Raw genomic sequence first — 11,301 nt, forward strand, 5'->3', positions numbered from 1 at the left:
GTCTCACAACCCATTCCTGGAGTTCTCCATGACCAAACCCGCTCACGTCTTTGATCCCACCGCCACCCTCCGCAACGACGACGGCAGCCGCCTGATGCTCCAGCGCCACCCGCAAAGCCCGGTGCTCTACCCCAATCCGCTGCACCGTTGGGAGGCCATGAATGTCTTTAACGCCGCCGTGGTACAGCACGCGGGCCTCTTTCATATGCACTTCCGGGCACAGGGCGTGGACTTTATCTCCAGCATCGGCTACGCGGTGTCCAGTGACGGCGTGAACTGGAACAAGCTCGAACACCCTGTTCTGTATCCGCAGGAGGACTACGAGACCAGGGGCGTGGAGGACCCCCGCGTGACCTGGCACGAGGACGACCAGTGCTTTTACATGGCCTACACCGCTTATTCGCCGCAAGGGATCATGCCGTGCCTGGCGAAATCACACAACCTGATTCAGTGGGAGCGCCTCGGCCCGGTGATTCGCGGCGAGGACAACAAGGACCACGTGGTGTTTCCGCGTAAGATCGGCGGGCGCTACGTGATGTTTCACCGCCGTCCGCCCAACATCTGGGTGGCCTTCTCGGACGACCTGCTGACCTGGACGGATGACCGGGTGGTGATGGGGCCGCGCCCGGACCTCGGCGGCTGGGACGAGAAGCGGGTGGGCGCGGGCGGCGTGCCGATCGAGACGCCGCACGGCTGGCTGATTCTCTACCACGCCTATGACAACCAGCACGTCTACCGCCTGTCTGCCGCGCTGCTGGACCTGGACGACCCCAGCAAAGTGCTCAGCCGCCCGCAGGGATTTCTGATGGAACCTGCCGAGACCTGGGAAATTCGCGGCGACGTGCCGAATGTCTGTTTCTCGTGCGCCAACCCGCTGGTGGAGAGTCAGGTGTGGGTCTACTACGGCGGCGCGGACCGGGTTGTGGGGCTGGCGACCTGCAAGTACGACGATCTGCTGACCTTCGTGCTGGCGGGCCGGGGAGAAGCTGAAACGGTGGTATTGCCTTAACTTGGCCCACGGCAGTCGGAGAGCGAGAGCTCATTTCTCACATGACGTTCGGTTCACTGGAGATAACCTCGCTGAGGGCTTCAAGTCCATGAGTGGCGTGAGGTCGGAAACGGCAGCGTCGCCAGGTCTGCCGGGCCGCACGACCGTGTCGATGAGTAAATTACCTTCCTTGGGTACATACAAGTACGAGTTGGCGCTGACTGCATCGGTGCCGCTCAGGCCCATGAAGTGCAGGTCGCTCACTGGGCCAATTCCACTGTGACAGACAATTTGATTGTGGACAGTGAGGCCTGCTATGCCGAAATCCCTGATGTCACCAGTACGGATGCCATCCAACACAAGCTCGGCAAGAAAGAACTGTGTCCTCAGGAGCATCTCGTGGATGCCGGGTACACCGATGCTGAACTGCCGGTCACCAGTCAGCAGCAGCAAATGACCCTGATTGGTCCAACGAGGGTCAGCAGCAGGTTGGCAAGATTGTGTTGCCTTAACTGGGTTGGGGGAGGCTGACCCGCCGTGACCAAATCCAAACCTTACCGCCACCGTTTCGAAATGACGATCATCCAGCACGCTGTCTGACTCGACCATCGCTTCACGCTCAGCGACAGGGACGTTCAGGAATGACTGTACCAGCGCGGCATTCAGATCAGCCACGAAACCTTGTGCGAGCGGTGTATTCAATTCGGACCCCTCCTCGCTGAAGACCTACGCCACCGGGAACCCCGCCGGGGCTCCCGGTGGTCCCTAGACGAGGTGTGCTGCGAGCGTCGATGGCATCAGGCATGGGTTGTGGCGCGCAGTAGACGAGTATGGTTTCGTGCCCGGTATTCTGCTTCAACAACACCGGGACACCAAAGCCGCGAAAACGTTCCTGACTCGGCTGCTCGGAGAATACGACGTCCCAGAAGTCATTCATACCGACCAGCTATGGAGCTGCGATCCGGGAGATCCCGAGCTTGGCTAAGGTTGATCATCAGCAAGTGATTTCCACGGCCCGCTGCAACAATCTCGTCGAGCAATCACACCGTCCCACACGGCAACCAGAGCGGAGCCAGCAGGGCTTCAGACGACAGAAACGCGCTCAAGAATTCCTGAGTTTGCACGCCCGGATCAGCGGGTAGGCCCCATACGGGTGCCGTTCTGCCCAAGATACCAATCTCCACCATCATTCCCACACCAGTGTTTGTGCCGCAGTGAGAAGAAGAAATAAGAAACGAGCGTTCCAGACGTGGTTAACCGTCGCGGCAGGGGTGGCCTGAGGTTCAGGCCATCCCTGCCCTCTATTTGTCATGGGCCAAGTTAAGGCAACACAACCCTTCCAGAAGGTGGCGGCCAATCTCAGCGGGTCTGCTCGTCAGCCGAGCCCTGCGCGATCCCGGACAGTCCTGGCGGTAGGGCTACTCTTGGGGCTCGCAGGCCTGGTCCTAGCGACGCAGCGCCGGAGAATAAGCAATCGGCCGGAGTCACCGCCGTGAATAAAGTGCGTCTGAAAAACGTGCTGGCGCGTGTTTCCTCTGTGTGAGAACTGGTGGACGATCAGTTGCGAGGTGATCCGACGATGACGAGGTCCGCGCATCCAAACAACCTTACTAATGCCAAGTGGAACGTCCTCCAAGTGCTGTTCCCTCCTGAAGCTCCGGTCGGCCGTCCTCGCAAGTGGTCACGACGGGAGCTTCTGGACGGCATCTTCTCCGTCCTACGTAGCGGCATCGTCCGCCAGGCGATGCCACATGACTTTCCTCCCTGGCAAACGATCTATCGTTCTTACCGTTTGTGGCGATTGCAAGGCGTCTGGGAGGCAGTGCATACGATGTTACGTGAACGGCTTCGTCAGCGGGACGGCCGCGAGGCGACACCCAGTGCCGGCAGCATTGACAGTCAACCGGTAAAAACGACCGAAGCTGGCGGTCCTCGCGGTCACGACGGTGGGAAGAAGGTCAGTGGACGAAAGCGTCATCTGCTTGTTGATCCGTTGGGTCTGGTGATGGCGTCAAAGTGCATGAGGCGAATATCCAAGACCGCGCCTGCGCGGTCCTCCTCCTGTGCGACCTACCAAACGTCTTTCCGCGCATGAAGTACCTGTGGGCCGATGCAGGGTAGACCGGAAAGCTGGCGCACGACATCAAAACACATCTGGGCTGGACGCTCGAAGTCGTCAAGCATCCCTGGTCAGGCTGGCAGGGAACCTGGGCACCAAAAGACGCACCTCCACGACCCATGGAGGTGCCGAAGGGATTCGTGGTATTGAAGCGCCGCTGGGTGGTGCGGCGAACCTTCGCCTGGCTCGGGAAGTCCAGACGTATGGCCAAAGACGATGAAGCGTTGGTGGGAACCGCAGAGAACGTCGTCTACGAAGTGATGTCCAGGATGACCACCCTCTACCCAGCTCCTTAAAAGCGCGGAGCCAACCTGTAAAGTTTACCCGCTGATCCTCATTGTAGGCGAGATGATCCAGACGGGCTGCGAATGCCATCGCCCTGTCTCCCTGATGTTCGATGCTCTCTACAGGTGGGCACGCCTCCTCCCAGAAGTTCAGGTTCGGCTGGCGTTCGAGCAGGCAGGTGTCGTGAAACAGTGTCTGGGTGCTGATCACCCGCTCCGTCTCGATCTGTTCGGGTGTCCACTCGGACATCAGGGTACGCGGTCACCCAGCTTGCCTCGCACCAACACCTTCTTTCATTTCCGGCTCTCGTCATGGACAGCTCTTCAGCCGTGCAGATTTGACTTATCTGAAACAGTGGGTTCGAGACTGTTCAGGGGGCTTGAGAAAGATTGAGCATGCCGCTGCCCACTTCCGTGGTCCCACCTGCAGGGAGAGACCTGGCGCTGCCTTTGAGTTGCTGCTCGATCTCACTGGAGGTGGCTGCCGGGTAAGCTTCCCGCCACAAAGCCAACGCTCCTGCGACGAGCGGCGTCGCGAACGACGTGCCTTCGTACGAAAGGACGGCATTGGTGGGGCTGCTGCTCGTGACGCCCTGTCCAGGTGCGGCGATGTCCACGTAAGCCCCACGTGTACTGAATGGAGCAGGACGCCACTCCCCCGTGGGCAGCGCCTGGAGCGCACCAACGGCAACCAGTCCGGGCAGATCGAAGGCAGCAGGATAGTGCGTGGGGCCGTTACTCCCTTGATTTCCGGCAGCAGCGGCGACCAGAACCTGCTGCTCCAGGGCGTAGGCCAGGACGTTCCTCAGCCCCTGGGTGGGCGTGTCTCCACCGAAGCTGAGGTTCAGGACCAGTTGTTTTGGCGGGACGTTCTTCAGGGCGAAGCAGACGCCGCGAACAGCCCGACTCGCCAGAACCTGGCCCTGGGCATCCCCGATGCGAATGGGAAGAATCTGGGCGTCGGGCGCAACGCCGATCCCTGCACCAGCCGCAAGAACAGCCACGGGCGTGCCGTGTCCATCCTGGCCAGGGGTTTGCGGGTCATCAAACGCGTCGCTTGGATCTGCGTCTTCATCCACGAAGTCATATCCGGGGAGGAGGTTTTGTCCTACATGCCTTTGCCGGGTGACGCCCGTATCCAGAACGGCGATGGTCACGCCTTTCCCGCTGCGACCCCGCTGCCGTGCTCCTGGAACGCCGATGGCGGTGAGGTGATCAGCATCCAGGTCCCAGAGGCTCTGCGGATCCACCTGGAGAAACACATCCTGCTCTGCCGGTTGCCGCAGTCGGCTGAGCACTGTCCCAAGGCTTTGATTGGTGGGTACATCCACCCGCGCCATGGTATTGGTACATGGTCCTGGTCCCCCCAGGGGCTTGAAATCAATCAGGGTCAACCCCATGTTGAGCTGATTCAGCCTGGCTTTGAAGTCATTTTCTGTCACGCCCGCTTTGACCAGTACGGCCACTTCAGTGGTGGAGACCTTCCCCAGCACCTCCAGGGGCTGCCGGAAGCCCTGACCTCCCGCATCCACCCGCACCACTTGCGGGCCTGCTTTCAAGCTGGAAGGTAAGGTGAAAACGATGGTGTTTCCCGTTGTTGAGACGATGCCAGCGGCAGCATCCCCCACAAAAACGCGCGCATCTTGTACGGGGACGCCGGTCAAGGTCGCCGTGACGCGCTCAGAGGGAAGCGCTTGGGTCAAATTGAGGCTCAGGGTGACTGGCCTGGTTTCGGCGGGGCCTGCTGGGCCACAACTGGAGAGCCAGCCAAGCAGCATCAAGGATTGGACCGACAGTTTCATCTTCTACCTCCAGGAACGTGACCCCATTGCATTCTGTGAATATCCAGGGCATGCCTCAAGCTTGAGCGCCGCGAGGTGAGCGAGCGATGAACGCCTGATACTCTGCCCGGTAACGCGCCACCAAAGTTGAATTGCCGCTCTTCTCAATGAGGCGCAAGGCTTCCTCGAACGCTTCGTGGTCTCCTGTCAATTGTGCCAAATTGGCCAGGACTGTACCCAGCAGGAGTCTCTCCCCACCTTTCTTGGCGAGGGTCAACGCCTGCTTGTAGGCATGCTCGGCCTCCGAAATCTGATCCCCCCGGTGATACAAGGCGCCGAGGTTATTCCAAGCTTTTGCAGATGTATTCAGTGAGCCGGATTCTTCGGCCAACTTTGCCGCTTCGTGGTAGGCCTGTACGGCTCCAGGCGCGTCTGCCCGTTGCTCACGGACCTGCCCCAGATTCAGCGTCGTACGGGCGCGCATCACCAGATTGTCACCGGCGGCCCGGAGCGCCTCGCTGAAGGCCGCTTCGGCATCCTCCCCAGCTGCACTCAAGGCGGCGGCCCGGTTGTTCAGCACGCCCGCCCAGCGGGCATTGTCGCCGAGCGTCTGCCAGAGTGTCGCGGCCCGGCGGTAGCGCTTTTCCGCACTGACGTAGTCGCCCTGCTGGAAGTCGAGATTGGCCAGGGTATTGAGCGCTTCGGCTCTGGCTTCGTCTTCTCCGTCCAGCGCGTCTTCTGCGTGTTGCCGCGCCAGATCCGGTTGTCCAAGTCGCCAGTACAGGGCCCCTTTCAGCGCAGAGACCGCCGGAGCAGGGAGCAGGCCAGTCAGCGTGAGGAGCGCCTCCTTGAACTGCCCAGCACGTTCCAGCGCGCGGGCATGCAGCAGGGAGAGCCGCTCGATTGGCGGCGCTTCACGCAGGGCTTCGGCCGCTTTTAAGGGAAAGCCACGCCTCAGGGCTTCTTCTGCCCAGGCCTGGTAGGCCCTTTGCACCATTTGAAGGTCTTGTTCCTTCCAAAGTGCACGTGCCTTCTGGAAAAATGGCAGGGCAGCGGAGGCACTTAACTGTCTGGCGATTCGCAAGGCGAGATCGGCTTCCAACGTGGGTCGAGCAGCCAGAATACGCCGCGCCGCCGCCTGCCCGCGAACTTCTCCGGAAGGGTCGATGAAACCCCCGTCCATGAGTTGCTCCATTGCCACCGCAAGCTCAGGGGCATTCAGGTCGAGGGCCTGGCGAACGAGGGGAAGGTCAGGCAATTCCAGAAGCGTCAGGGCGGCGTAGAGCTGCTGGGCGTGTGACGACAGGCCCTGGATGCGGCTGTCCAGGGCCGTCTCGACGGGTTCTGAACGCAGCCAGGCATTCAATAAGCTGGGCAGACCTCCCGTGGCTTCAAATGCGCCTGGGAAGGCCGAGAGTTTCTGGGCCGTGAGCGGGCCAAGTTCCGTGCGTTCATCCACGGAAAAAGGTGGTTCTCCGCACGACGTGAGGATGACCGTGGCCCGCGTGCCCAGGTGCCGGAGCTGAGTGAGCAGCGCGCGGCTCTCCTCGTCCATGTTTTCCCAGTGGTCGAGGAGCCAGACGCCTTCCTGAGCGGCGAGGTGCCGCAGCAGGAGGGCCTCGTCTCCACGTTGAATCACCTGCTGAAGGAGGGGTTCCAGCGTGGCGTAAGGCAGGCCTGAACGCCCAGGCAGGAAGTGTCCCGTCAGCTGACGCAGCAAACTGCTTTTCCCCAGGCCGGAGCCGCCTTTAATCCAGCTCCAGCGGCCTGCCGGCAGGTGGCGCAAGCGGGCCAATTCCGCCTCTCGACCGACAAAACTCTGGCGCAGCCGTGCGCGCGCGGTTTCCACGTTCCCTTCAAACTTCAGGTCCCACTCGGCGGCCTGTTGCTGCGCCTCCTCCAGCAGAGGACTTTCACCAGCCAGCAGCAGTGGGATGGCGCGCAGCCAGAATTCTGGCGTGGGATCTGGCGCACCGAGCACGCGAACGGCCCGTTCCACCCACAGAGCTGAACTTTCAAAGTGGCCCATGGCGGCTTGCCGCTCGGCGAAGGCCAGTGCCGTCTCGCGCAAGGCCTCTGCGAGGGACTCGCGCTTGGCATACGCCCACTCTTCGAGCTCTGGTCCCCACTCCAGCAGTTCGGACGCATCCAGAAAAGCACCCTGATAGAGCTCGAAGGCCACCTGTGGCTGCTTGGCGCGAACGGCGCGTTCAAAGTCGAGGGCATCGCATGGGAGGTCGGCCCACAAGCGCACGCCGTCGTCCTGCAAAACGTCCGGCACAGCCTGGCGAATCTGCCGGACCGCGACAGCAATGGAGTTGGTGGGGTTGCTGGCCTCGGGCCAGAACAGCTCACCTAGAAAACGCCGAGCCCGAGGACCTTCCAGGGTGAGATAGGTCAGCAGCAGGAGTGGTTTGGGACGCCCCAGGCCGCTGCCCTCCAGGGAGAGTCCTCCCAGGGTACGTAGGCGCATGCCGTCAGTGTAGGGGATTTTCTGTGCCTTCACCATTTTTCACGACCCAGCTGCTTGGCGAATATCATTTCCCAGATACGAGCTGCACCGAATCAACTGCGGAGTTATAGAGGTCACTTCGAGATCCGTGCGCCCTCCTCCGCTAGGGAGATAGCCGGGGTCCGGAACACGCCGGTATACCCATCATTTCGGGAACAACAGTGCCGCTCAGCGGTGCCGGTGGACGATCTTCATCACAGTGTTCTTGCTCGTATCGCAATTTCAGGACCCTGGTCTGATAGCGATCGGCCTTGACTCGCACGCTAAGGCTGCCAGCCAAACTTGACCCCACGTTGCTGGGCAGAGGCTACACCTGAGCGGATGCGTTCCCGCAGCAAGTCACGCTCGAACTCAGCCAGTACGGCCATCAGAGACGCGAACAGCTTGCCCTGGGGCGCGCGTAGGTCAAACTGCAAGCCGGTCTGCGCGATCACCGAGACGCCGCACGCCTCCAGTTCCTGAAAGGTACTCAGCAGGTCGGTCGTGAACCGACCCCAGCGGGTCAGCTCCGTCGCCAGCACGACTCTGATCTGCCTGGCCCGCACCAGCGCCAGGACCTTGCCGCGCTCAATCCGGTCGTCTTTGCTGCCTGAGGCGGTCTCCTTGAAGACCGCCACGTTTGCCCCTTAGCGTAGTAGGGGCGCACGGATCTCGAAGTGACCCCTGTTTGCAAGACAAAGAAAACGGCTGCGGCGATCGAACTTGCGCAGCCAGAGACGACTCTTAACCACCCTCTTCTGGCAACAGCGCTTTAGAGCGTGGCCTTGCGCCACCGCCCAGACCAGAATCTCCAGGCATAGCTCATCGAGAGCAGCGCAATGTACAGCAGGGCCGCCGCCCAGGCACCTGTTACTCCATACCGGGGAGCCAGCCAGGACGCCCCCGGCACCATCAGTAGCCATGCACCGCCCAGCGTGACAAGCAGCCGAAAGCGGGTGTCTCCAGCCCCGCTGAGCGCCCCCCCCAGCACGATGCCCACCCCGTCGATCAGTTGATAGCCCGCCATCACTCCCAGCACCGACACCCCAAGATCCAACACCTTGGCGTCGCGGCTGAACAGACCGATCAGCGTGCGCGGAATCAGCAGGAAGGCCATCGTCAGCACCAGCATCAGGCCTGCGGACAGCCCGGCCCCACGCCAGCCGATGCGCGCCGCCAGATCAGGCTGCCTCGCCCCCAGCGCACGCGACACCAGACTGGAGGTGCTGGCACTCAGGGCGAACGCGGGCAGAAAGCCAAACGAGGCAAACTGGTTGGCGATCTGCGAGGCGGCCAGTTCGGTGGGGCCAAGCCGGGCGATGATGCCTAGGAAGGTGGTGAAGGCTCCCACGTCCGCCAGATCGGTGAGTCCGGCGGGCAGCGAGATCCGGGCCACCGAGCCCAGTTCCGTCCGAGTGGGCCGTACGAACCACAGCCGCCCGTACTGCGGGCGATACATTCGCAGCAGCAGCCAGAAGGCCAGCGCGCCCTGAAGGCAGACGGCCACCACGCTGCCCCACGCTGCGCCCGAGACTCCCCAATGGAAGCCGAACACGAACAAACCCGCCAGTAGCGCGTTGACCCCCACCAGCATCCATGACAGCAGCATCGGCGTGCGGGTGTTGCCCAGCCCCAGCATCACAGATAGGCAGGCGGTACCGAGCAGCATCAACGGCAGTTCCAAGACGCGAATGACGGCGTAGGTCTGCGCGACCCGCAGAATCTCAAGGCCAGGGTTCAGCAACCGCAGCGCGCTGCCGAGCAGCCAGGGCGCGATCAGTAGGAGCGGCAGGCCGACCAGCGACAGACTCAGGAAAACGCTCGCCCAGCGCAGAATGCCCGCCGGGTCGCCCGCTCCCAGCGAGCGCGCCACGAAGGTGGCGGCGGTGTTGAGGGCACTGCGAAACAACAGCGGCATTGTGAACAGCACCAGCGACGCCAAACCCACTGCGCCCACCTCCAGGACGCCCAGATGGCCCATATACAGGGTGTCGGTAAAACCTACGGCGGTATAAGCCAAGTTGCTCACGATCAGTGGCCAAGCCAGCGACGCCAGCTCACGAGTATTGCCTCGCGGAGCAAGCGATTGGGCAGGCTCGGCCCCAGGTGGGGGGCGCGCGGGTTCGGCTGGGAGCGTGACGACTGGAGCGGCTTCGACGGGGACGGGAGATTCGGGCACAGAGCGAGCTTAGGACGCGAGCGCGTTCAGGAACAACCCGCCATTGAGCCTGGGTCGGTTTTGCGCACGTCTGGTTAAGCCACCCGAGCTTGGCGCTCGAACTCCAGGGGTGTCAAGTCGTTCAGCGTGGAGTGGCGTCGGTGCCGGTTGTAGAACACCGAGGGTGGACTCGAAGATCGCCTGCCGGGCCACAGCCCGGCTTTCAAAAGGAGCGCCGTCGAGGCGTTCTCGTTTCAGTGTCCTGAAAAAGCTTTCCAGCACACTGTTGTCCCAGCAATTTCCCTGACGGCTCATGTTGCCCTGAGCGCCGATGCGGGCCAATTCTGCCTGAAACACCTTACTGACGGATTGGCTTCTTGGGCAGAACGGACGCCCATGAGGACGCCTGCCCGCTTCCACGGTCGCTGTGGTGAAGCAGTCTAGCTGGCGGTGTCCGCACGGACACCGCCAGCTGAAGGGCGGCGAGGCGCAGGGGAGCCAGCATCTGGCGGTCCACCTTCCGGCCGACCACTGCCCGTGAATGCAGGTCGAGGGTGACCGCCAGGTCGAGCCAGCCCTCTTTCGTCGGGCTGAACGTCAGATCCGACGCCCAGACGGTATTCGCGTTCTGGACATCAACTTCTCGGTTCAATAGGTTGGGGCAGACCGCGGGTCCGTGGTCGCTGTCGGTGGTTCGGACGCATCGACGCGGTCCTTTCGCCCGCAGGCTGCTGCGGCGCCTGAGGCGGGAGATCCGCTTCCTGGACATCCGCTGACCCTTGGCACGAAGATCGGCCTGGAGGCGGGGCGTTCCATAGCGCCCCTTGCTGGCCTGGTGAAGCTCACGGATGCGCTGCTCGAGCAGCGCATCCTGGACTTGGTGATCCGCCAGGGGCCTTCGTGGCCAGCTGTCATACGCGCTCGTGGAGACGCCTAAAACCCTGCACAGCATGTTGAGCGGGTATTTGGCGCGCCACAGCTTGATGAACAGGTCTCTCAGCGTATGGTCTCTTTGGCAAAGAAGCGGGCAGGCCCCATACGGGAGGAGTGGCGTCCTCAAGGACGTCCGTTCACGACGAGGGTGCTGTTCTGCACAAGACAGGCTGCGGCTTTTTTTAAGATCTCGCGCTCCTGGCGCAGGATTTCATTCTCCTTCCGGAGCCGTTTGAGTTCCTGCTGCGCTGTGGTCGAGGCTTGATCACCTTGGCCAGGAAAGGCCTGTTCACCCGCGTCCTGTGTGGCCTTGATCCATTTCCGCAGGGCTGAGCGCCCGATGCCCAGATCTCGAGCGGCGCTGGTGATGTGTTCTGTAGACTGAGCCAGTCTCACAGCGTCTCGCTTGAACTCGGCGGTGTACGTTCTGCGATTGGTCATGGTCGTGCCTCCTATGATCGGGGCTTCACTCCATGTGCGCAAAACTAACTCACTCTCAGAAGCAGACCTGCCGCTGGAGAACGCGCCGCGAGCGCGTTGTCCAGCG

General features: G+C 62.0%; 7 protein-coding genes and 2 pseudogenes. 3 read left to right on the forward strand and 6 right to left on the reverse strand.

Annotated elements, in window-relative coordinates; all coding sequences use genetic code 11:
- Positions 1 to 28 precede the first annotated feature (28 nt).
- Positions 29 to 1,009, forward strand: coding sequence for a glycoside hydrolase family 130 protein (locus GUI70_RS20185; RefSeq protein WP_161884102.1), 981 nt, complete (start codon positions 29 to 31; stop codon positions 1,007 to 1,009).
- A 30-nt stretch (positions 1,010 to 1,039) separates the two neighbouring features.
- Here the strand turns inward: GUI70_RS20185 and GUI70_RS20190 are convergent, their stop codons facing one another.
- Positions 1,040 to 1,441 carry a hypothetical protein gene (locus tag GUI70_RS20190; RefSeq protein ID WP_161884103.1) on the reverse strand — a complete coding sequence of 134 codons (402 nt, stop codon included), beginning with the start codon at positions 1,439 to 1,441 and terminating at the stop codon, positions 1,040 to 1,042.
- 84 nt (positions 1,442 to 1,525) lie between these two features.
- On the opposite strand from GUI70_RS20190, the pseudogene GUI70_RS20195 reads away from it, so the two are divergent.
- Both GUI70_RS20195 and GUI70_RS24600 read left to right on the forward strand, forming a co-directional pair.
- Positions 1,526 to 2,268: pseudogene (locus GUI70_RS20195) on the forward strand (IS6 family transposase).
- Positions 2,269 to 2,567: 299 nt separating this feature from the next.
- Positions 2,568 to 3,083: a transposase gene (locus GUI70_RS24600; protein ID WP_237725070.1), complete on the forward strand. Its 516-nt coding sequence runs from the start codon at positions 2,568 to 2,570 to the stop codon at positions 3,081 to 3,083.
- Between the two features lie 679 nt (positions 3,084 to 3,762).
- Here GUI70_RS24600 and GUI70_RS20205 read toward each other — a convergent pair.
- The 5 genes and pseudogenes from GUI70_RS20205 to GUI70_RS20225 all read right to left on the reverse strand — a co-directional run bounded on the left by GUI70_RS20205 (position 3,763) and on the right by GUI70_RS20225 (position 11,195).
- A complete protein-coding gene (locus tag GUI70_RS20205) occupies positions 3,763 to 5,193 on the reverse strand; it encodes a S8 family peptidase (protein WP_202630536.1) in 1,431 nt (476 codons plus the stop codon).
- Between the two features lie 55 nt (positions 5,194 to 5,248).
- Positions 5,249 to 7,645 carry a tetratricopeptide repeat protein gene (locus GUI70_RS20210; RefSeq protein ID WP_161884104.1) on the reverse strand — a complete coding sequence of 799 codons (2,397 nt, stop codon included), beginning with the start codon at positions 7,643 to 7,645 and terminating at the stop codon, positions 5,249 to 5,251.
- A 302-nt stretch (positions 7,646 to 7,947) separates the two neighbouring features.
- Positions 7,948 to 8,301 carry a recombinase family protein gene (locus GUI70_RS20215; RefSeq protein ID WP_202630537.1) on the reverse strand — a complete coding sequence of 118 codons (354 nt, stop codon included), beginning with the start codon at positions 8,299 to 8,301 and terminating at the stop codon, positions 7,948 to 7,950.
- A 134-nt stretch (positions 8,302 to 8,435) separates the two neighbouring features.
- Entirely contained in the window at positions 8,436 to 9,842 is a 1,407-nt protein-coding gene (locus tag GUI70_RS20220) for an MATE family efflux transporter (protein ID WP_161884105.1), read from the reverse strand.
- A 74-nt stretch (positions 9,843 to 9,916) separates the two neighbouring features.
- A pseudogene (locus GUI70_RS20225) lies at positions 9,917 to 11,195 on the reverse strand (IS3 family transposase).
- Positions 11,196 to 11,301: the final 106 nt, after the last annotated feature.

This window comes from Deinococcus alpinitundrae (assembly GCF_009982895.1).
In the GTDB taxonomy this organism is placed as follows: Bacteria; Deinococcota; Deinococci; order Deinococcales; family Deinococcaceae; genus Deinococcus; species Deinococcus alpinitundrae.

Bases quoted from the DNA above. Each gene is read 5' to 3' on its own strand.
- GUI70_RS20185 (WP_161884102.1), top strand. From the start codon at position 29: ATGACCAAACCCGCTCACGTCTTTGATCCCACCGCCACCCTCCGCAAC.
- GUI70_RS20210 (WP_161884104.1), bottom strand. From the start codon at position 7,645: ATGCGCCTACGTACCCTGGGAGGACTCTCCCTGGAGGGCAGCGGCCTG.
- GUI70_RS20205 (WP_202630536.1), bottom strand. From the start codon at position 5,193: ATGAAACTGTCGGTCCAATCCTTGATGCTGCTTGGCTGGCTCTCCAGT.
- GUI70_RS24600 (WP_237725070.1), top strand. From the start codon at position 2,568: ATGACGAGGTCCGCGCATCCAAACAACCTTACTAATGCCAAGTGGAAC.